This window comes from Rhizobium sp. BK008 (assembly GCF_014197345.1).
Lineage (GTDB): Bacteria > Pseudomonadota > Alphaproteobacteria > Rhizobiales > Rhizobiaceae > Rhizobium > Rhizobium anhuiense.
This window is the reverse complement of record NZ_JACIFK010000001.1, coordinates 1,236,277-1,258,063: the sequence shown is the minus strand read 5'-3', so window position 1 is coordinate 1,258,063 and position 21,787 is coordinate 1,236,277. Positions and strand designations below refer to the sequence as shown.

The following is a 21,787-nucleotide window of genomic DNA, read 5'->3' as shown; positions in this document are numbered from 1 at the left end:
CGATTCCGCGTCTTTCGCCTCCCCTTGCGTAACGTTGAAGAAATTTCAGTGAATTCAGAGCTCTAGCGACAGTATTTTAAAATCTCCGGCGCCTGAAACTCCTGTCTTTCCGCGCATTTCGGCACAATTGAAAGGAAGGATTAACCATTCTTCGGCAAAACTTGCACCCAGTTCGTGAGTGGTGTTTGCCAAGGAAAATCCATGTATTCGCGCAAGTTTCTCATCGTATGCGGCCTGGCCGCCGCGGCATTGTCTCCCGTCGCAGATGTCGCTCCGGCAGCCACTGCTGCAACCCGTGACAAGGCCTTCTTCGATTCGGTCGCCGGCTCCTGGAAAGGCCCCGGCGAAATCGTCGCCGGCAAGTACAAGGGCACGAAATTCACCTGCAACCTGATCGGCGAACCCACAGGCGACAGCAGCGCCGGCATCAAGCTCGACGGCACCTGCCGCGTTGGCGTCTTCAAACAGCCGATGACTGCCGTCATCTCGCAGTCGGGCTCGACCTACAAGGGCAAGTTCCTGGACGGCGCCGCCGGCAAGGGCCTTGACGTCGTCTCCGGCGCCGTCTCCGAGGATACCGTCGTCGTCGGCATCAACCGCGCCAAGCTGAACGGTGCGATGATCGCCCGCGTGCGTGACGACAAGACGATGAACGTCACCGTTTCGGTCAAGGTCGAAAGCCAGATGATCCCGGTGATCGGCCTGACGCTGACCCGCCAGGTCGACGAAATGGCCGTCGGCTCCATCCAGTAGAGAAATCGCACAGCGGATTTTCCTGAAGCGGCGGGTTTCCCGCCGTTTTCCGTTTCAGCTTCTCTGCTTCAGGCGCTCCGCCACCAGTCGCGGCTCTCGTCCGCAATCTCGATGCCCGTCACCTCGGCATCATCAAGCCAGTCACTGACCGCCCTGCCCCTGACGAGAAGGCCCGGCGCGATATCGGCGAGCGGCATCAGCACGAAACCGCGATCGGTCATGCGCGGATGCGGCAGTTCCAGCCGCCGTGCGTCCTGGATGACGTCGCCATAGGTCAGCACGTCGATATCGAGCGTGCGCGGCCCCCAGCGCTCGATGCGCTCGCGTTTCATCTCCCGTTCGATCGACAGGCAGACATCGAGCAAAGCCTCGGGCTCCAGCCGGGTCTCAACTGCGGCGCAGGCATTGAAGAAGAAGGATTGATCCGTCTTGCCCCAGGGCGGCGTGCGATAGAGCCGCGAGACCGCCGTCACCCGGCAGTCGTCGCGTCCGTCCAGCCTTTGCAGCGCGGCCGCCATCGCCTTCACCGGATCGCCGATATTGCCGCCGAGACCGAGTGTGGCGGATTGCAATGCGGCCTCAGGCAAAATGCTCAACGCTCACCTGCACGAAATCGAGTACGCCCGGCACCGGCGCGTTCGGCTTGCGCACCGTGATTTTCGCCCGCCGGACCTGCGGGAATGTCTCGCAAAGCCCCTTGGCGATATCGAGCGCCAGCGCCTCGATGAGGTAGCGCCGCTTGCCCGTGACGATCTGCTCGATCACGGTGAAGGCAATGCCGTAATTGACGGTATCGTTAATCGAATCGCTTTCCAGCGCCTCGCCGGCGACGACATCGAGCTCGGCATCGACGAAGAAACGTTGGCCGAGGAATTCCTCCTCGTCATGCACGCCGTGGCGCGCAAAGAAGGCGCAGTTCTGCAGCGTGATCGTGTAGGTGGTCATGTCGGCCGCTTCCTCTCGAATTCCTGGCGCGCATTCAGCATAGCATCGGCGATATCAAGCGCATCCCTGTTGATTGCGACATTGTGCACGCGGAAAACTGCAGCCCCTTGAAGCCTGAGCAGCGCGCTCGACGCAGCCGTCGCCACATCCCTGTCTGCCGCCTCACGCCCCGTCACCGCACCAAGGAAGCGTTTGCGCGACGTGCCGGCGAGCAGCGGCAGGCCGAAGCGGGAAAGTTCGGAAAACCGCGCCATCAGCTCCAGGTTTTCCTCCGCCGTCTCCTTGGCGAAGCCGAAGCCCGGATCGAGCACGATCCGGTCGCTGTTGACGCCGGATGCAGCGGCGATCGCAAGCGAGCGTTCGAGGAAATGCACCTGATCGGCAATCACGTCGGTCAGTTTTACCCTGTCGCGGCCGGTATGCATGATACACAGCCCGGCTCCGGTCACTGCGGCAATATTGGCGATATCGGGCTCCTTCTGCAGCCCGAAGACGTCATTGACGATATGGGCGCCGGCGCTGATGGCAAGCCGCGCCGTCTCGGCGCGATAGGTGTCGATGGAGATCAGCGCCTGGGTGCGCCCGCGCAATGCCTCGATGACGGGCAATACGCGCGCCTGCTCCTCGGAAGGACTGACGGCTGCTGCGTTCGGCCGGGTCGATTCGCCGCCGATGTCGACAATGCCGGCACCCTCGCTCACCGCCCGCAGTGCCTGTTCGACCGCGGCATCGACGGTTTCAAAACGTCCGCCGTCGGAAAAGGAGTCCGGCGTCACGTTGATGATCGCCATGATCGTCGAACGACGGCCAAGTTCGATCTCCCGGCCATGGCCGACACGCCATATGCTGCCTTCGAGCCCTGTCACCAGACTTATCCCATTGATGACGAAAAAAGCGCCATCCGATATTGCGCTTGTGGTGGCTATGCCCCAAGCTCCGGTCGATTTCAACACGGGTTGCGTTCAGAATGCCGCTTGCAGTGCGTTATATGGTCTTCCCTATCGCCTTTTCCATTGCTCTTTCCCTCTGCAGCCCCGTGGCAGCCGAAGTGATCGCATCGAAAAGCTATTCCTATTTCGACATTCGCGGCAAAACCGCGGATGAACTCGACCGCGAACTCAGCCGGCGCGGCCCGACGGCGAGCGGCTCCTCGGCGCGCCATCCCGGCGCCACGAAGATCCGCTTCGGCGGCGAGGCAACCTATATCCAGGATAACGGGCGATGCCGCGTCGGCAACGTCAAGGTCACGGTCCACACCCAGATCATCCTGCCGCGCTGGAGCAGCCGCAAGGGCGCCAGCAAGGAGCTGTCGATGATCTGGGACGCCCTGTCGAGCGATATCAAACGCCATGAGGAGCGGCATGCCGAGATCGCCCGCGATCAGGCCCGCGCCATGGAGCGCGCCATTCGCGCGCTGCCGCAGCAGCGCAGCTGCGAAGCCATGCAGGAACTCGTCTCCGACGAATCAGCACGCGGTATAGAGGAGCACGATCGGCAACAGGCGCGATTCGACAGGGTCGAAGCGGTCAACTTCCAGAAGCGCATGCTGAGATTGCTGAATAATCGAATCAACGGTCGAACCGGCGCAAAATAGGGCTTTTTCAATCAGCTTGCGAGCAGGAAACCTTAGCTGCACAACGAAACTTGTGCGAAACTTGCGCTCTCCCCAGCGATTGAATGGTCATTTTTCATCCTGGCAGACTCAACCGGAACGCGTTAATATGAACACATTCGAAAGTCCAGGTACGACACCAAGTACGGCACCTGCACTTTCATCGCTGGGTTCTCCTGGCGCGTTCCGAAGCCTCGGATGTTCCTCCCTCATCCGAAGGTAATGCGCCCGCCTCGCCTCGCTCGCTCCAGCGCGCGAGGCGTCTTTTTTGATATCGGATGTTTCGGCGACGTTTGAAGCGGATGTGCCTCAGGCCTGGCGTTCCGGCACGTGCACCACGAGCCCGTCATAGATGGCCTTCATTCGGATCTGACAGGACAGCCGCGAAGTCGGGCGCACGTCGAAGGCGAAGTCGAGCATATCCTCTTCCATCGCTTCCGGCTGACCGACCTTCTCCGTCCACTCCTCATCGACATAGACATGACAGGTCGCGCAGGCGCAGGCACCGCCGCATTCGGCCTCGATGCCGGGCACCGAATTGCGCACGGCGTTCTCCATCACGGTGGAGCCTTGGTCGACGTCGAGGTCGAAGCGCGTGCCGTCGAAGGCGACGATGGTAAGTTTTGGCATCGGGACTATTTCCGGTCTTCAGGTGGGTGGGCGGATTTTTCTTCCGACAATTCGACGCGACAGTCAACATTGGGGAAATCCGCCATAGCCTCGCAGATCGTGCCTTCGCCCGCCGTCTTCAAAGCGTCATTCGGGACGTCGCAAAAAGACCCGCGGTTCCGCAATGGAACAACGGGTCTTCGTTCGGAGGGGATTCAATGCATGTCGCCCAAAACTGTGCGGCGGTTTTGGGACAATGATATGCATCAACTAACGACTTGGAGATCAGCCGCGGCAGAGCTTCAGGATGAAATTCTCCGCATCGATGACGGCAGCCCCGAGCGCTGCGGTCGCGCCGGCATCGCCGCCGGTTTCCTCGACGGCTTCGGCCGTCTGCGACACCCGGAATGCGCCGACCGAGCTTGCCGCGCCCTTCAGCCGGTGCGCGGCTGCGCCGATACGGATGGTTTCGCCGCTCGCAATATCCTGGAGGCATGCGCGGGCCTGGCGCGCAAACATTTGAAGGACTTCGATTTCCAGCGCCTTGTCGCCCATCGTCTGCTTTGCGAGATGGACCAGGTCGATCGGCCGGACCTTCGAGGGACAGGGTCCCTTTGCATTATCCGGCGCCTCGAATACGATGTTCAATGCCGCCATCTGGGCTGCCATTGCCAATTCTCCCGTCTCTGTCGTCCGCAGTTGCAACAGTTCTGCGTCAGGAGGGTGGCCATCCCGTTAAATTCCGGCACATTCAGGGCGGAAATCTCGCCATATGGTTAACGTCCGTTAAATATCCCTAAATTATTGGTTTTTAAGCGCTGCCCAGGATTCAAAGATGTTAACAACGGGTTAACGGACCGCAAATCTCAAGCCTTCATTAATTGTGTGAAGAGCCCAGATGTGTCACTACGATACTGGTGGAGCGGGTTTATGGTACGCGCCTTTGCCGAGCGAGTGGATAATGGTAGTGTTTTGATACCTTCCGTTTGAAAAAGCGGCTATCTACTCTGAAATGACATGCTTATCCGTCCGTCGTTGGGATGGAAGGCTGGAACGGCAAAGTTGTCCCCGGGTGAGGCGGAAGCCCGGGATGCGCGGTTGGGCCGGCTGACAGTAACGAGGCATACCCGAATGGCGAACAACAAATATAACGAGTCGATTGAGGACAAGGCGTTCAAGGCATTGGACGAGGCCCTCCAGATCGACTTCAGCAAGGATAACGTACCGTCTCGCCGCGGCGACGCGCCCCAGGCCCCGGAGGCTAATGTGTCTGATCCAGTAAATGCGCGTAACCAGCAGGCCCAGGAAGAGGCGCAGCGGCGCAGCCGCCGCGGTGCCGCCGGCGAGCAGGCTTCCAGGGGGCCGGCCTTCGCGCCCGCCAACGATGCCAGCCGCAACACGCCTGCCTCGATCCTGAAATCCTTCGACGGCGCCTCCAGCCGCTCGGCGGTGCGCACCGCCACGCTGTTCTCCGTCCTTTGGGTCACGGCCGGCCTCGGCCTGATGTCGCTGCTTTATGCTCCGCAGATCTGGCAGATCCGTTCTATCGCCGATCTCGTCGCCCTGCCCGGCGTCATCGCCGGCCTCGTCGGCATCATCATTCCCGTAATGATGTTCTATGCCTTCGCCATCATGATCGCGCGCGCCCAGGACATGCGCAACGCCGCCCGCTCCATGGCAGAGGTGGCATTGCGCCTGGCCGAGCCGGAAACCATTGCCTCCGAGCGCATCATGACCGTCGGCCAGGCCGTGCGCCGTGAAGTCTCGGCCATGAATGAAGGCATCGAGCGCACGATCGCGCGTGCGTCCGAACTGGAAACGCTCGTCCATTCCGAAGTCAATGCCCTTGAACGCTCCTATGCCGACAACGAGTTGCGCGTCCGTGGCCTCGTCCACGAACTCGGCTCCGAGCGCGAGGCGATCGTCAACCATGCCGACCGCATCCGCACCTCGATCGGCAGTGTCCACGACCAGTTGAAGGAAGAACTGTCGCTTGCGACCGAAGAGATCGCGGTGCGGCTTGCCACATCGGGCGAAGCCTTCGCTTCGCTGATCGATACGCGCGCCGCGACGATCCTGGAAAAGTCGGACAGCGCCCTGCAGTCGATGGGCAGCCTGCTTGCCGCCAAGACCGATACCCTGCTGCAGACACTGAACGCATCGGGTTTTGCGCTCGCCACCGAATTCGACAATCGCCTCGAAGCGCTCTCCGTCAATCTCAATGACCATGGCGAAAGGCTGCTCAGCCAGTTCGAGACGCGCGCCTCGACCATGGACAGCAGCACCGAGAAGCTGAATGCCGCCCTGAACGAGCGCACGCACCAGCTCAACGAGATCCTGATCGCCCGCACCCGCGAGATCAACGAGAGCCTGACATCGGGCGAACGCACCATTGGCGGCACGCTCGATGACGTTCTGTCGAAGCTGAACAGCGCCCTCGACGAAAAGGGCGCAAGCTTCCGCCAGAGCCTGCAGACCACCGCCGACGACGCCGTCATGGACCTCGACGTACGCTCCGGTTTCTTCGAGGAACGGCTGCAGACGACGGTTGCCCAGTTGTCCACCGCCTTCGACGAGCGCGTCGCAGAATTCACCAGCGCCTTCGACAAACGCACCGGCTCGCTCGACACCAAGCTGATGGAAAGCCTCGCCCGTATCAACGAGACGCTGACCGGCGGCTCGGATTCAATCGACGGCATCCTGAGTTCCGGTATCGACCGGCTTGGTTCGTCGATAACAGACCAGTCGCTGGCGCTCGCCACCGCGCTCGCCACCGGCCATGAGATGTTGGAAAGCACGCTCGGCAGCCGGGCGGAGGAAATCACCACCGCACTCAGCAGCCGCACCGGCGAACTGACCTCGTCGCTGCAGAATGCGACTTCGGAAATCGCGCTGGCGCTTGCATCCGGCACCTCCGAACTGCAGAACAATCTTCAGACACGCTCGGCCGAACTGCGCGACACGCTGCGCACCACCACGACTGAGCTGACGAGCGCCGTTGCCGCCGGCACCGAACAGGTGACGGCTGCCTTCGGCGGTCGCGCCGAGGAGCTGAGCGGCGTGCTTGCGGCGCGTGCGGCTGAGATCACCGAGGCGCTCGGCACGGCCCATGGCCGCATCGACAGCGTCATGGCAGAGCGCGGCGACGCACTTGTGGAGGCGCTGACCACCCATCACGGCCGCTTCGAGGAAGCGCTGGCAACCCGTTCCGACGCCATCCTCAATGCCGTCTCCGGCACCCATGACCGTCTTGCCGAGACGCTCGACGAAAAGGCGATGGCACTCGCCATCTCCCTGAATGAGAGCCAGGCCCGCATCGAAGATACGCTCGAAACCCGCTCCGAAGCGTTGGTGAAAGCGGTATCAGGCACGCATGACCGCCTCTCCGAGACGCTCGACGAAAAGGCGATGGCGCTCGCCATTTCGCTCAATGAAAACCAGGCCCGCATCGAGGATACGCTCGAAACCCGTTCTGCGGCTCTGCTGAATGCCGTCTCCGGCACCCATGACCGGCTTTCTGAAACGCTGGACAGCAAGGCTGCCGCCCTGACGACCTCGCTCGATGAGCGCCATGCCCGCATCGAGGATGCGCTTGGAACGCGCGCCGAAGCGCTGCTGAACACCGTATCCGGCACCCGCGACCGTCTTGCCGAGACGCTCGACGAAAAGGCGATGGCGCTCGCCAGATCCTTGAGCGAGAGCCAGGCCCGTATCGAAAATACGCTCGAAACCCGCTCCGCAGCTTTGCTGAACGCCGTCTCCGGCACCCATGACCGCCTGTCCGAAACGCTGGATGAGAAGGCGATGACGCTCGCCATCTCGCTCAATGAGAGCCAGTCGCGGATCGAAGACACGCTAGAAGCGCGCTCCGAAGCCTTCCTCCAGGCTGTGTCCGGCACGCACGACCGTCTCTCGGAAACGCTCGACGAAAAGTCTGCGGCGCTCGCTGCCTCCCTGAACGAAGGTCAGAGCCGCCTGCAGGACACGCTGGAGAGCCGTTCGGAATCCTTCCTCAATGCGGTCTCCGCCACCCATGATCGTCTGTCGGAAACACTCGACGATCGGGCGATGGCGCTTGCCATCTCGCTGAACGAGAGCCAGAGCCGTCTCGAGGAGACGCTGACAACAGGCGCCGATGCGATCACCAATGCAGTCTCCGGCACGCATCAAGGCCTGAACGGTGTGCTCGACCAAAAGGCCGCCGCCATTGCCGCCTCGCTGACCGAAGGCCAGGCCCGCCTCGAGGAAGCCTTGGGGCACCGCACCGCCGCAATCATCGGCGCTGTAACCGCAACCCACGACCGGCTCACCGATACGCTCGACGAAAAGACCATGGCGCTCGCCATTTCGCTCGACGATAACCAGAGGCGCTTCGACAGTGCGCTCGAAGCCCGCAGCAATGCCATCATGGAAGCGGTCTCCGGTGCCGAGGCTCGCGTCGCCGGCGCCTTCGCCGACAAGACCGATGCGATCCGCACCGCCTATACCGACAATCAGCAGCGGCTCGAAAATGCGCTTTCCGAACATAGCGCCGCCCTCTCCGGCGCTCTCGATGCCGGCGGCGCCCGCTTCGAGGATCTCGTCGGCGGCTTGACCGGCCGCATCGAAAGTCGCCTGACCGATGCCCATACACGGCTCGGAGGCCTCGCCGACGAGGCCGCAGCGCGCATCGAGGGCGGGCTCGCCTCCGCCCATGAACGTATCCGCACGACGCTCGAAGACCGCGCCAATGCCATCGACCTGTCGCTGAGCCAGGCCCATGCGCTGATCAGCGATACGCTGACCGAACAGGCGACCAGCATCGGCACCTCGGTGGCGACGAGCGTCAGCATGCTCGAAATGTCGCTGGAGGACCGTGAAGCCGCGATCCGCCAGGCGATCGATGCCGGCGCCCAGACATTGGAAGATCGCATGCATGCCGGCGCCGGCCAGATCGCCGGCCGCTTCCAGGAGGCGGCGAATGCGATTTCGAGCTCCACCCAGGATTTCTCCGCCCATCTCGATCGGTCGGTCGAAAGCCTGACCGGCCGTTTTGAAGAAACCGGATCGCGCGTGGAAGCCGGTCTTGCGGCGATCGAGACCCGCATCCGCGACGGCGTCGGCGGCGTTGCCGAAAAGGTCGAAGCCGCCAGCGGCCAGCTGTCCGGCGTGCTCGCCGACGGCGTCTCCCGTCTCGGTGCGCTCAGCGACGACGCCACTCGGCGCATCTCCGCGACGCTCGAAGGCAGTGCCGCAAACCTCACCCAGGCGATCGACAGCCGCACCGCCAATCTGGCCGAGACGCTGGACAGCCGCACCACGAGCCTGACGGGCGCTATCGACGGCCGCACCGCAAGCCTTGGCGAAACCCTCGACCGCGGCAACGAACGGATCGAGGAGCGCCTCTCCACCATGGACCGTGCGCTGACCGTCGGCCTCGAAGCCGTCAACCGCACCATCGAAGGCAAGGCCGCCGGTCTCGCCTCGACACTGCGCAGCGCGGTTGCCGACGCGGCCCAGGGAATGGAAGGCGAAGCGACGAGAACCACCGAACTGCTCGGCAAGACCGGCCAGCAATTCGCCGAGGATCTCAATGCGAAAAGCGACGAATTCACCCGCACCATGGATGAGCGTTCGTCGCAAATCGTCACCCGGGTCGCCGAAGCTCAGAACCGGCTGGCGAGCCAGGCCGCTGCCGTGGCCCAGACCTTCTCGGAAGCCGGCAATGCCATCGTCAACAAGGTCTCCGAGGCCGAGACCATCGTCGGCACGCAGGTCAATGCCATCTCCAAGGTGTTGTCGGATGCCGGCCAGTCTCTGGAGACGCGCGGCAATGCCATCCGCTCGACGCTGTCGGGGGCCGGCAGCGAGATTTCCGCCACCATGGCGGATGTCGATCGGGCGCTGGAAGCCCGCAGCAATGCCATCCGCACCAATCTCGAGGAACGTGCCCGCGAGATCGATACGACCTTCTCCGACATTGACAAGGCGCTCGAAGCGCGCGGCAACTCGATCCGCTCGACGCTCGACGAGCGCACCCGCGATCTCAACTCGATGCTGGCGGGCCGCTCTGTCGAATTGACGCGCATCCTCGACGAAACGGCTCGCCCGATCATCGACCGCTACACCGATGCCGGCGAGCAGGCCGCCGCCCGCATCACCGCTGCGGCCAACCTCAGCGCCGAGCGTCTGCGCGCCGAAAACGAAGCGCTCGCCAGCGCCGTTGCCGCCCGCACCGAGAATGTCGCCAACGCCGTCAGCGCCATCGAGAACAGCCTGGTCGGCAACGTCAACGGCCTCGTCCAGCGCATGTCGGAAAGCAGTGCGGCAATGGCGATGATGATGAACCGCGCCGCCGAGCAACTGGCCAACGTCGACGGCCGTCTCGGCGACACCACCACGCGCTTTGCCGACTCCGCCACCAAGGCCGCTGAAATGGTCTCCGCCTCGACCAGGCTTCTTGAAGGCAAGGTCGACCGCCTCTCCGACATTTCGGGCCAGACGCTGTCACAGGTCGGCGGCATCATCGGCCGCTTCGACGAACACTCCAAGGTCCTGACCCAGGCCTCGCAGCTGCTCGGCGCTGCCCAGTCCAATCTCGCCTCGACGCTCGAGGAGCGCGAGAGCGCTCTGCAGACCCTCTCGGTCGGCCTCGTCCAGCGCTCCGCCGAGATCGAAAAGACGATGCAGGGCCTCGGCAGCATGATCGAGACCGTGTTTGAGCGGGCAGAGCAACGCTCCAACCAGGTCACCGGCAATCTGCGCCAGGGCGTGCAGTCTTCCTTCGCCGATATCGGCCGCATTCTTAGCGAAACCGAGAAGCGCGCCCAGGAAGCGGCAGAGACGATGCGCGAGGCGATCACCCGCGCCGGCGACGAGGCCAATACGACGATCGACGGCACCTTCGCCAATGTCGAACGGCGTTCCGGCGATCTCTCCAATCGCATTCGCGGCGGTCTCACCGCCTCGCTGTCGGAAGTCGAGCGCATGCTCGGCGAAGCCGGCCGCGCCTCAGACGGCGCCGCCCAGAACATGCGGGAAGCACTGCGCGAGGCGATCGATGATGCCGTCGGCCGTTTCTCCGGCGCCACCGAAGATATCCGCCGCTCCGCCGCCGACATCCGTAACGAGCTCGACGCCACCCGCGCCGAACTGAAGCGCGGCGCCTTCGATCTTCCCGAGGAAGCCAAGGAAAGCGCCTCGGCCATGCGCCGGGCCGTGGCTGAGCAGATCAAGGCTCTGCAGGATATCTCCCAGCTCGTCGGCCGCTCCAGCCAGCAGCTCGAGATCTCCCAGCCCGTCGCCCGCACGCTCGCGCAGGCGCAGCCGGCTCCGCGTCCTGCCCAGCCGGTCGCAGCCCAGCCGCCGCAGCCGGCAGCGCCCCCGTCGATCGAAGCGACGGGCCTGCGTGGAACGATCGCGCCGTCTGCGCCGGCGGCTGCGCCCCAACGCGCCGCCCCGCAACCTGCTCCCGATCGCCAGGAATCGGGGCGCCAGGAACCGGCCCGTCCGGAAAGCGGTGGCTGGATCAGCGATCTCCTGCGCGGCGCATCGCGTGAGGAGGCCGCCGACGAGGCGTCTGCCCGCGCCCCTGCCCGCCCGGCGGAAACTGCCGCGCCGGCCGCGCGTAGCAACGACAGCCGCAATCCGCGCCACGTCGTCGAATCCTTGAACTCGCTCTCGGTCGATATCGCCCGCGCCATCGATCACGACGCCTCGGTCGATCTCTGGCGCCGTTATCAGCGCGGTGAGCGCGATGTCTTCACCCGTCGCCTCTACACGCTGAAGGGCCAGCAGACCTTCGACGAGATCAAGCGCAAATACGACCGCGAACCGGAATTCCGCACCGCCGTCGACCGCTACATCGGTGACTTCGAAAAGCTGCTCGCCGACGTCGCCCGCACCGACCCGAACCGCACGGTGACGCAATCCTACCTTACCTCGGACACCGGCAAGGTCTACACCATGCTCGCCCATGCAGCAGGCAGGCTCAGCTGAACTTGCTGATCTGAATCGGATACAGGAAAGCCGCTTGAACATGTGTCAGGCGGCTTTCGTTTTACAATGCCCTCACCGATCGGCCGCTATGTCCCAGTTATGGATACAGCGGTCGAGGCCGATGGCGATCTCGAGCACGAGAACGTCATGGTCGACCGCCGCTCCCTTCTTGGGCTCAGATCGGTAGCGCTGCGGAAAATCCGTGCGCCGCGAGATCGAGCAGACCTCCATCCACTTGTCGCCATTGTCGACCTCGATATCCATCGTCACCTCGGAATAGGCCGGCAGCCGGTCGGAGGGCACCATCCGCGTCGGCAGATGGATCAGCGATGCGATCATGCGGCGGACCGGTTCTAGGCAGGCGGCGTGATAGTCGTTGCCACTGTCGGCCGTGAAGGCGCATTGGAATTCGAGCTGCCAGAATTCCTTCAGTCGCATGTGTTTCGTCGGCTGTTCCTGCTCGCGGCGATAGGATCTGCCGGCCTGCCAAACGCAGAGCGGCAGTCGCGTCTTCGAATGATTGCCGAGAATGTGCTGCATGTAGATGTAGGTCGATGGCGTGGTTTCCGGTCGCAGGACCAGCGCGGCATCGCTGGCGGAGAGCTGTTCCTGAACCCAGATATCGGCGTTCGAATAGGCGCTCGACACCAGCGCCTGCGGCATCAGCGCCGGCGCCTCGACCCTCCTGACATCCCAGGCCGGATTGACCGACCTGAGAAAACTGCGGACCTCTTGCGAGAAGAAGGCGATCATATGATCGCGCAGATGGATCTCACGCTCCTCCCAATGGACGAGCGAATTGACATGATAAAGATTGAGCACGGTGCCTGTCTCCCTGGCAACCTTGATTGGCGTGGTGAGGGGCTTTACGTCCAGCAGCGCGCCGGACGCCCGCAGCGCTCCGACGTCACAGCAGGACGCGAAGACCTCGTCCGCCAAAAGCGCGCACCGTCACGACCTGCAGGCAGGTGCTGATATGACGGGAGAAAAGCGCGGGCTTCATGCTCATGGCGAGTTTTCTACGTGCCGGGCGCATCCTTGTCAAAACCGAAAACGGTGAGACAAAAGGAACCAGCTGTGGATGACCCTTTTTTATTGCCCCTCGTCCTTCATTCCGTCACAAACTTTTATAATCCGCTGCATTCAGGCCAACGGCCCACTCGATCATCGAAACGACAGAGACAGCACATTGATGACCAAGACGACATCCCGGCTCCTTGCCACGGCGCTCTCTTCCCTTTTCCTGATGGGCGCTTTCACTCTGGCTGAGGCGGGCCAGGCAAGCTTCGTCGTCGATGCGCAGTCCGGTCAGGTCCTCGAAAGCTCCAATCAGGACGACCTGAACTATCCGGCGTCGCTGACCAAGATGATGACGCTCTATCTTGCCTTCGAGGCCCTGCATGACGGGCGCCTCAACTGGGACCAGAAGCTCACCATGTCGGAAAATGCCGAGAGCAAGGAGCCTTTCAAGCTCGCCGTCGGCGCCGGCCGCAAGGTGACGCTGCGCGAAGCGGTCGAGGGAATCGTCGTGCTGTCGGCCAATGATGCGGCGGTGGCGATCGCCGAGCAGCTTGGCGGCTCCGAACAGGCTTTCGCCGAGGCGATGACCGATAAGGCACGCCAGCTCGGCATGAAGGATACTGTCTTCAAGAATCCGTCGGGTCTTCCCGATCCGGAGCAGGTCACCACGGCGCGTGACATGGCCACACTCGGAATTTCGCTGATGCGGGACTTCCCCGAGGAGTTCAAGCTCTTCTCCATGCGCGGCTTCCAGTTCCGCGGCATGAAGCTGCGCGGCCATAACAACCTCATGTATCGCTATGACGGCGTCGACGGCATCAAGACCGGCTATACCGACGCATCGGGCTATAACGTCGTGACGTCGGCGCAGAAGGATGGCCGCCGCGTGGTCGGCGTCGTCATGGGCGAAAAGACCGCGAGCCTGCGCGACGACAAGATGGCAAGCCTGCTGGACAGCACCCTGCCGGCGTCATCGACCACCACAGCTTCCACGACACCCGGCAGCCAGCCGGGAGCGACGATGACGGATTCGCAACCGACGAAGTAGCTCCGGCAGGTTTTTGCTGACGGCTTATCTGAAAGCCACCTCCAGGTGTTGCCGGTCTTGGGCGATCACCCTGCAATTCGTTTCGAAGCCTTCGCCTTTGATGGCAAGGATGAATTCCGGCGGAATGCCTGACGTATTGGAGACCGAAATGCCGGCGCTCTCCGAACCGATGGACTTGACGGTGCAGTCGATGGTCGAGCGTCGATCGTTGAACAGGATCGAACCCGCCTTCAGCACCCGCCGTCGCGCGCCGATGGCGTGATCGGCGTGGATGGAACTCCACGACACGCAACGATTCCGTCCGCTGTGCTTGGCTTGATACATCGCGGCATCGGCTTGGGCCAGCAGGGTCTCGATTTCCTTGCTGACGATCGAAAGCGCCGACGTTCCGAAGCTGGCCGTAACGGTCAGGGCGCCGTGATCGCCGCGAATGATCTCAGAGGCGATGGCGGCTCTGAGTTTCTCGGCGACGGCGACAGCACCTTCCCGGTCGACATGCGGCAGGATAACGCCAAACTCCTCGCCTCCAAGACGGCCGAAAAGATCACCGGCTCGGAGCGCCGTCCTGCAGACCGCTGCGACCGCCTTGAGAACCTCGTCGCCTGCGGCATGCCCATACGTATCGTTCACCTGCTTGAAATGATCGATATCGAAGACGATGCACGAGAGGTCATGCTTATGCCGCAGAGCGAGCGAGATCAGCTGATCGGCTTCCTGCTTGAAGGCGCGCCGTGTCATCGTCTCGGTCAGGCTGTCGGTGGCGGCCGATTGCATGAGCTCGATGCGGTCCATCGCCGCCCCCGCCAGCTCCTGGAGGATGCTAAGCTCTCGGTTGCCGAACGATCTTGGCCGACGGTCGATGGCGCATACCGTCCCGATCAAGTGCCCGGCTTTTGTTCTCAGCGGCACGCCGGCATAAAAGCGGATATGGTCTTCGCCTGTCACTGCAGGATGCTTCGAAAAGCGGGCATCCTTCGTGGCATCCTGCACGATAACAGGCTCGTCACAGTCCACAACGCAGCGGCAGAACGTGTCTTCGAGCGATACCTCGTCGGCCGAAAGGCCGGAGCATGCCTTGTACCACTGCCGATGCGCATCGATCAGGGATACGATGCCGATGTCGATGGAAAATATCTGCTTTATCAGGCGTACGATCCGCTCGAAGCCTTCGTCCCTCGGCGTATCGAGAAGGTCGAGCTGCTGCAGCGCAGCCAACCGAGCATTTTCGCGCTGAATCGCTTCCGACGACGACTTTCCGAATACGCGTGCGACCACCATGCAGCATGCCTCCTGATAGCGATAACATGATGCGTTCCACAAATTCATGAAGAAATTGAATACGATGGCGACCCCAAACTCATGAGGCCAAATATTCTTCAGAATCAGCAACCCTTGATGTCGACGCAGCGGTCGCGACCCGCCATCTCAGATTGAGCGCAGCGTCCAGCTGACGATCTCGGAGACAACCGTGGAGAAGGCGCGGTCGAGACCCTTGACGAAGCCGACATTGTCGCCGCCGGCCGGTGCCGTGGCGCGGAACACCTTCTGGGCGCGCACCGAGCCGTTGCGGTCGTTGAGGATCTTGGCCGAGATTTCGACCACAGCCTGATTGCCGCTCGACGCATCGATCTCGAAGGAGCGGATATCGGTGACGACCTGGTAGTCGATCGCCAGCCCCTGCCCCGGCATGCCAACGCCGCCGAGCTTGCCGGAGTTCTCGAAAGCTTCCACCAGCTTCGACTGTACAATGCGCGGCAGCTTGTCGCCCCACTGCGCCCGCGAGAGATACTGAATTTCCGAAGACGAAACACGGATGACGATCTGCTCGCTGTCGAGCGCCCGCAGCGCCGTCGGGCTGGCGATCAGGACCTGGCGGGATTTGGCCGCAGGCCCGTCGCCGTCGACGGCGGCGGACAGGTCATAGGTATCGTTCTTGGCCGCGGTGCCGCACCCCGAAAGGATCAGCGCCGTCAGCGGCAGCGCGATCACCGTTCCCTTGATCCACGAACGGCGCGACAACAGATGCGATGCGACCATATTAGGCTACCCCTGACTTCCCAGTTAACGCCGCGTCCGGCCGTCATATTGCTTGACCGTGTCCCCGCCGAAGATCAGGCGCTGCGGATTGCGGTCGAAGTTGGTGATCGTATCGTTCAGATTGTTCACGGTTCCGCGCATGTCGTTGACGAGAGTCTGCACGTCGCGCAAGCCGCCACTCGAAAATTTCTGCAGATTGTCGGCGATCGGGCCGATGCGCGAATTCAGGTTGTCGGCCACCTTCTTGAAGGATTCCAGCGTATCGCGCGCCTCAGTGAACAGCGATTGCGTATTGTCGGTTCCAAGCAGGGCATCGACTTTGATGAGAATGCCGTCGATGCGGGTCGAGGCCGAATTCAGCTTATTGGCGAGCTGGGAGACGTCCTGGATCGTCTGGTCGATATCCTTTTGCCGCGATGAAACCGTGTTGGCGACATCGCGAATCGAGGCGACGGCGGTGCGCGCATCCTTGGTCGCTTGCGCGATGTCGTCGACGGAACCCTTCACCTTTGCCGGGTCGATCTGGGCGACGAGCGTATCGACGCGGTCGAGTGTGGCCTGCGCCTGCTTGCCGAAATCGTTGAAGGTGGTGGCAGTCTGGTCGAACTTCTGGATCGCACCCTTGAGGTCGCCCGAAGCATCGGCAACATTGGCGGTGAGCTTCTCCGCATTGGAAACGATGTTGTCGATCTTCTGCGCATCGACCGCCTTGACCAGCTCTTCGACGGCCTTGAGCGTCGAGTCGACGCGGCCGGAAACCGCCTTCACCGTCTCCGAAAGCTGGCCGACGCTCTGCAGGAAGGAGTCGATATTGCCGGAATTCTTGGCAAGCGCGTCCGAGAAAGTCTCGGCATTCTTAAAAGTCTCGGTCAGCGGCCCGCGCGAATCCTCGATGAAACCCTGAAGTTCGCCGACCGCGTCGTTGGCGCGATCGAGGATCTTGTCTGCGGTCGCCAGAAGATTGGTGACGCTTGACTGGTCGGCGACGATGACGGCGCGTTTGTTATTGTCGATCGCATGCTGGAGGATGCTTTCCTCGCCCTTGCGGCCGCCTGAGAGTTCGATATAGGCGGCCCCGGTCAAGCCCTGGATTTCAAGGGCGGCCTTGGTGGACGGGTAGATCGGCGCATCGGTGCGCACCTGGGTGAAGGCCAGCGAATATTGCGGATCGTCGGCATCGATCGACAGTGTCTGCACCGAACCGATCTGGATGCCGTTGAAGCGCACCGGCGAGCCGACGCTAAGGCCGTTCGCCGATCCTGGAATCCGAACGATCAGTTCCGTCATCGGGCCGCCACGGCCATACTCGGCCATCCAGTAGACGAAGCCGAAGGCAGCCGCGATCACCAGCACCGTGAAAAAACCGACAATCGTGTAATTGGCTTTGGTTTCCATCTTATCCGGTCACTTCCCGCTGCTGCCGTGCCGCACACCATTGTCCTGCGGCACGATCGACCGCGCCCGCTTACCCTTGAAATAGGCCTGCACCCACGGATCGTCATAGGCCAGCATGTCGTCGATCGTGCCTTCCACCATTACCCGCTTCTTTCCGAGCACGGCAATACGGTCGCAGACCGAAAACAGGCTGTCGAGGTCATGCGTTACCATATATACGGTCAGTCCCAGACTATCGCGCAGGTTGGCGATCAGTTCATCGAATTCGGCAGCGCCGATCGGGTCGAGACCCGAGGTCGGTTCGTCCAGGAAGACGAGTTCCGGATCGAGCGCCAGCGCGCGGGCAAGGGCGGCGCGCTTGATCATGCCGCCGGAGAGTTCGGACGGGTATTTGTCGGCGGCGTCAGCAGCAAGCCCGACCATACGGATCTTCAGATGCGCCAATTCGTCCATCAGCGAGCGCGGCAGATCGAGATATTCGCGCATCGGCACCTGGATATTTTCCTTGACCGTCAGCGACGAAAACAGCGCACCCTGCTGGAATAGTACGCCAAGCCGCATATCGAGCGCGTTGCGCTGGGGTTCGTCGAGTTCGTCGAAATCCTGGCCAAGGATCTTGATTGTGCCGGAGCGGCGCGGCAGCAGCCGGAGCACGGTGCGCATCAGCACGGATTTGCCGGTGCCCGACGCGCCAACGAATCCGAGAATCTCGCCGCGATAGATATCGAGGTTCAGATTGTCGAGCACCACTTTGGAGCCGAAGCCGACGGTGACGTCGCGCGCCGAGAGCACGACATCCCTGCCCTGTCCTTCGCTTTCGATCGGTTGCTCGTTCACGGGGCTCGCCATGCTAGAAGTTGATCGCTGCATAGAACATCGCAAATAACCCGTCCATCAGGATGACGACGAAAATCGCCTTCACCACCGCGGCCGTTACGTGCTGACCGAGCGATTCCGCGCTGCCGCCGACCTTCAGCCCTTCGACGGCGGCGACAATGCCGATGACGAGTGCCATGAACGGCGCCTTGATCATGCCTGAGAGCACCGTCGACAGCGTCACCGCCTCGTGCAGACGCGCCAGGAAATTGGCGAAGGTGATGCCGGAATAACCCCAGGCGACCGCAGCCGCACCGGCGAGCGACGCGAAATTCGCCAGCACCGTCAGAAGCGGCAACGCGATGGTCAGCGCCACCAGACGCGGGAAGATCAGCACACCGATCGGGTTCAGCCCCATCACCTTCAGCGCGTCGATCTCTTCGCGCATCTTCATCGAGCCGATTTCGGCGGTGATCGCGCTGCCCGAACGGCCGGCGATCATGATCGAGGTGAGAAGCACGCCGATTTCGCGCAATTGCAGAATGCCGACGAGATCGACGACGAAAACCTCGGCGCCGAAGTAGCGCAGCTGGAAGGCGCCCTGCTGGGCGATGATCGCCCCGATCAGAAACGACATCAGGAGGATGATCGGAACGGCGCGAACGCCCATATGGTCGATCTGGTTGACGATCGAGGCCGGCGAAACGCCGCTGCCGCGCCCGAATTTCATCTGCGCACCACGCACCGCCGAGCCGAGGATATACATGGCGGCGGCGAAATTGTCCCAGACCTCGTAGGTCATCTTGCCCACGGGCGCGAAGATGCGCGCGACGAGCGAGACCTTCTCCTGCTGCTCGGGCTCGGGTTTGGCCGGCTCCTCGGAAAACATCGCCAGCATTTCGTCGATATGCTGATTGGTGCCTTCGAAGCGAACCGTCCGTCCAGCCGCCTCCTCTTCCTTCTTCAGCCGGCATAGCAGCCAGATTCCGGCGGTATCGATATCCGAAATATGCGAGAGGTCGACAGTCAGGTCGCCGGCCTTCTGATGAAGGAGCTTTTCGAAGTCGCGCAGCACGAAATGAATATAGGCGCTGCGCCAATTGCCGCTCAGACGCACATGCTGCCCCGAACCATCGGCCTGGTCGTCCACGTCAAGCGAGGCAGCGTTGCGATTCTCGGCGTTCAAGATACTTATGTCTTTCAAGGCTTACAGCAACTTGCCGCGAATCGCGAACGGACCGTTCGACGACCGGCGCGTCAATATACAGAAGCAACGTGCAATTTCCATGCTCGCAGGACAGCAATAATGCCGCGCACCCTCGATATCCAGATGAATTCCTTTCCGATTGCCGGGACTTTCACCATCTCGCGCGGCGCCAAGACCGAGGCCGATGTCATCACCTGTACACTCGCCGAAGACGGTGCCCGGGGGCTTGGCGAATGCGTGCCCTATCGCCGCTATGGCGAGACCATGGAGAGCGTTTTCGCCCAGATCGAGGCCGCGCGTCCGCTGGTCGAGGCAGGCATTTCGCGCAGCGACCTGCTGTCGGCGATGCCGCCGGGCGCTGCGCGCAACGCCGTCGATTGCGCTCTCTGGGACCTGGAAGCGAAACGAACGGGCGAAAGCGTCGCCGTCCGTCTCGGCCTTGCCGATCTGAAGCCGCTCACCACCGCCTACACCATCTCGCTCGGTGAGCCGGAGGTGATGGCCGCCCAGGCGCGCGAACATGCCGGCCGCGCACTGCTCAAGGTCAAGGTCGGAACCGGCGATGATGAAAGCCGCATCCGCGCCGTGCGCGCGGCCGCACCCGATTCCAAAATCATCCTTGACGCCAATGAGGGCTGGCCGGAAGCGGTGCTCGAACGCCACCTCAATATCGCGGCGCAAGCGGGGGTGGCGCTCGTCGAACAGCCGCTGCCGGCTGGCCGCGATGGGATGCTTGCCGAAATCCGCCGCCCGCTCCTCGTCTGCGCCGACGAGAGCGTCCACCACACCGGCGATCTCGCAAGCCTCGCCGACCGCTATGACGCGATCAACATCAAGCTCGACAAGACCGGCGGCCTGACGGAGGCCCTGGCAATGAAGGCCGAGGCCGAACGGCTTGGATTCGGCATCATGATCGGCTGCATGGTCGGCACCTCGCTTGCCATGGCGCCGGCCGTGCTGCTCGCCCAGACTGCCGATTTCGTCGATCTCGATGGTCCGTTGCTGCTTGCACGCGACCGCGAGCCCGGCTTGCGCTACGCCGCTTCCCTGGTCTTTCCGCCGGAAAGCACCCTCTGGGGCTGAAGATAATAGGCTGAGATGACGAGGCCGAGGCCGGAGAGCGCGACCAGCGCCATGACGTAATAGCTGACGACACCGAGCCAGGAATAGAGATAACCCGACGTCAACGTCATCAGCGCCATCGCCATGCCGACATAGAAGAAATAGGCGCCCTGCGCCGATGATTCCTGTGTTTCCTGCACCGTCGCCATGATCCGCCGCTGCACCCCGGTATGCACGAAGGCATAGGTGAAGCCGTGGAAACACTGCAGCAGAAAGAAACCGACAAAGCCCGTATTCATCGGAAACAGGATCCAGCGGCAGACGCTGACGGCGCAGCCGAAGCGGATCAGCGTCCAGGCGTTGAAGCGCCGGTTGAGACGTTTCGACAGGAAAAACACCGTTACCTCCGAAGCGACGCCGGCGCTCCAGAGCAGGCCGACCTGCGTGCCGGAGAAGCCGAGTTGATGCCAGTAGATCGAGGAAAAAGCGTTGAGCACAGCGTGGCTCGACTGCTGGATGGCGACGCCGATCAGAAGCAGCAGCAGATGCGGCTCGCGCAACCCGCTGCCGGTGGCGGCCGGAATGTTGATCGGCTGGCCGCGCCGCCGCGTCGGCCCGATGCGCGGACAGAAGATCGCCATGACGACGGTCATGATGAAGCCGAACACCATGATATCAAGCACCATCTCGCCGCCCCACCGGCTGATCAACTGGCCACCGACCAACGTCGAGACGATGAAGGCGATAGAGCCCCACACGCGCATCGATCCGTAATCGAGCCCCCAACGGCGCACGCCCGAGATGACGATCGATTCGACGACGGGCACATAGGGCGCGAAGGTGGCGCCCTGCAGCGCATAGACGATCGTCACAGGCCAGAAGGTCGTCGTCCAGAAGAGCGCAATCGCCGTCAGCAGCGACAGGCAGCCAGACCAGAGCAAGACGTCGGCGCGTTCCTTCAGGCGATCGGCGATCATGGCGACGACAGGCGCCACCAGCACGCGAACCACCATCGGTACGGCAAGGATGATGCCGATCTCGTGATCGCTGAAGCTGTGGGTTGCGAGCCAGACGGGAAAGAACGGCAGAACGATGCCGTTGACGAGCAGCGGCGCACAATAGGAAAGCGCGCTGAGCAGCCGGAAGCGCGGCGGCGCTCCCTCACCCGTCGGGGAATGTTGAGCGGGAATCATGGGCAGACCTGAAGGAAACTGGACGTTGTCCTAACACGCCACCCTGGAGGCGACTATTGCGAGAAATAGCCGTTCTGAAACGTTTTAGAAAATAAATAGGGCCTGTCACCTGA

At 62.4% G+C, this 21,787-nt stretch carries 17 protein-coding genes; 5 read left to right on the top strand and 12 right to left on the bottom strand.

Features of this window, described 5'->3' with window-relative positions; all coding sequences use genetic code 11:
* Nucleotides 1-201: 201 nt before the first annotated feature.
* Entirely contained in the window at nt 202-753 is a 552-nt protein-coding gene (locus tag FHT69_RS06060) for a hypothetical protein (protein WP_027667695.1), read from the top strand.
* Nucleotides 754-821: 68 nt separating this feature from the next.
* Here FHT69_RS06060 and folK read toward each other — a convergent pair whose 3' ends face one another.
* The 3 genes from folK to folP are packed head-to-tail and all read right to left on the bottom strand — an operon-like array spanning nt 822 to nt 2,564.
* A complete protein-coding gene (gene folK / locus FHT69_RS06055) occupies nt 822-1,340 on the bottom strand; it encodes a 2-amino-4-hydroxy-6-hydroxymethyldihydropteridine diphosphokinase (RefSeq protein WP_183905376.1) in 519 nt (172 codons plus the stop codon).
* Nucleotides 1,333-1,698 (bottom strand): dihydroneopterin aldolase, encoded by a 366-nt coding sequence (gene folB / locus FHT69_RS06050; protein ID WP_003579602.1) that lies wholly within the window; start codon nt 1,696-1,698, stop codon nt 1,333-1,335. Before folB ends, folK begins: the two co-directional genes overlap by 8 nt.
* A complete protein-coding gene (gene folP, locus FHT69_RS06045; RefSeq protein ID WP_063473357.1) occupies nt 1,695-2,564 on the bottom strand; it encodes a dihydropteroate synthase in 870 nt (289 codons plus the stop codon). The genes folB and folP overlap by 4 nt, the downstream gene beginning before the upstream one ends.
* 101 nt (nt 2,565-2,665) lie before the next feature.
* Here folP and FHT69_RS06040 point away from each other — a divergent pair, with 101 nt between their 5' ends.
* Nucleotides 2,666-3,292, top strand: a complete 627-nt coding sequence (locus FHT69_RS06040) for a DUF922 domain-containing Zn-dependent protease (protein ID WP_047610052.1) — start codon at nt 2,666-2,668, stop codon at nt 3,290-3,292.
* 327 nt (nt 3,293-3,619) lie between these two features.
* On the opposite strand, the gene FHT69_RS06035 is transcribed toward FHT69_RS06040, so the two are convergent.
* Together FHT69_RS06035 and FHT69_RS06030 are read right to left on the bottom strand one after the other, a co-directional pair.
* Nucleotides 3,620-3,940, bottom strand: a complete 321-nt coding sequence (locus FHT69_RS06035; protein ID WP_047610054.1) for a 2Fe-2S iron-sulfur cluster-binding protein — start codon at nt 3,938-3,940, stop codon at nt 3,620-3,622.
* 264 nt (nt 3,941-4,204) lie between these two features.
* Nucleotides 4,205-4,588, bottom strand: a complete 384-nt coding sequence (locus FHT69_RS06030) for an Hpt domain-containing protein (protein WP_080759826.1) — start codon at nt 4,586-4,588, stop codon at nt 4,205-4,207.
* Between the two features lie 462 nt (nt 4,589-5,050).
* On the opposite strand from FHT69_RS06030, the gene FHT69_RS06025 reads away from it, so the two are divergent.
* Nucleotides 5,051-11,896, top strand: a complete 6,846-nt coding sequence (locus FHT69_RS06025) for a hypothetical protein (protein ID WP_183905091.1) — start codon at nt 5,051-5,053, stop codon at nt 11,894-11,896.
* A 72-nt stretch (nt 11,897-11,968) separates the two neighbouring features.
* Here the strand turns inward: FHT69_RS06025 and FHT69_RS06020 are convergent, their stop codons facing one another.
* Nucleotides 11,969-12,718 (bottom strand): aminoacyl--tRNA ligase-related protein, encoded by a 750-nt coding sequence (locus tag FHT69_RS06020; RefSeq protein ID WP_097594353.1) that lies wholly within the window; start codon nt 12,716-12,718, stop codon nt 11,969-11,971.
* 370 nt (nt 12,719-13,088) lie between these two features.
* Between FHT69_RS06020 and FHT69_RS06015 the strand changes: the two genes are divergently transcribed.
* The gene (locus tag FHT69_RS06015) at nt 13,089-13,964 is read left to right on the top strand and encodes a D-alanyl-D-alanine carboxypeptidase family protein (RefSeq protein WP_183905090.1); all 876 of its coding nucleotides are present in this window, start codon (nt 13,089-13,091) and stop codon (nt 13,962-13,964) included.
* 24 nt (nt 13,965-13,988) lie between these two features.
* Here FHT69_RS06015 and FHT69_RS06010 read toward each other — a convergent pair whose 3' ends face one another.
* The 5 genes from FHT69_RS06010 to FHT69_RS05990 form a co-directional block, all read right to left on the bottom strand.
* The gene (locus FHT69_RS06010) at nt 13,989-15,242 is read right to left on the bottom strand and encodes a sensor domain-containing diguanylate cyclase (RefSeq protein ID WP_183905089.1); all 1,254 of its coding nucleotides are present in this window, start codon (nt 15,240-15,242) and stop codon (nt 13,989-13,991) included.
* 147 nt (nt 15,243-15,389) lie between these two features.
* On the bottom strand, nt 15,390-16,001 hold the full coding sequence (locus FHT69_RS06005; RefSeq protein ID WP_047610060.1) for an ABC-type transport auxiliary lipoprotein family protein: 612 nt from the start codon (nt 15,999-16,001) through the stop codon (nt 15,390-15,392).
* Between the two features lie 24 nt (nt 16,002-16,025).
* Nucleotides 16,026-17,396 (bottom strand): MlaD family protein, encoded by a 1,371-nt coding sequence (locus FHT69_RS06000; protein WP_047613957.1) that lies wholly within the window; start codon nt 17,394-17,396, stop codon nt 16,026-16,028.
* A gap of 9 nt (nt 17,397-17,405) precedes the next feature.
* Complete coding sequence (locus tag FHT69_RS05995) at nt 17,406-18,245, bottom strand: ABC transporter ATP-binding protein (RefSeq protein WP_047610063.1); 840 nt, start codon at nt 18,243-18,245, stop codon at nt 17,406-17,408.
* A gap of 1 nt (nt 18,246) precedes the next feature.
* Nucleotides 18,247-19,416 (bottom strand): ABC transporter permease, encoded by a 1,170-nt coding sequence (locus FHT69_RS05990; protein WP_179874661.1) that lies wholly within the window; start codon nt 19,414-19,416, stop codon nt 18,247-18,249.
* A gap of 102 nt (nt 19,417-19,518) precedes the next feature.
* On the opposite strand from FHT69_RS05990, the gene dgcA reads away from it, so the two are divergent.
* Nucleotides 19,519-20,502, top strand: a complete 984-nt coding sequence (gene dgcA / locus FHT69_RS05985; protein WP_047610067.1) for an N-acetyl-D-Glu racemase DgcA — start codon at nt 19,519-19,521, stop codon at nt 20,500-20,502.
* Here the strand turns inward: dgcA and FHT69_RS05980 are convergent.
* Nucleotides 20,454-21,674: an MFS transporter gene (locus FHT69_RS05980; RefSeq protein WP_097594347.1), complete on the bottom strand. Its 1,221-nt coding sequence runs from the start codon at nt 21,672-21,674 to the stop codon at nt 20,454-20,456. The two genes, dgcA and FHT69_RS05980, sit on opposite strands and share 49 nt — an antisense overlap.
* Between the last annotated feature and the right edge of the window lie 113 nt (nt 21,675-21,787).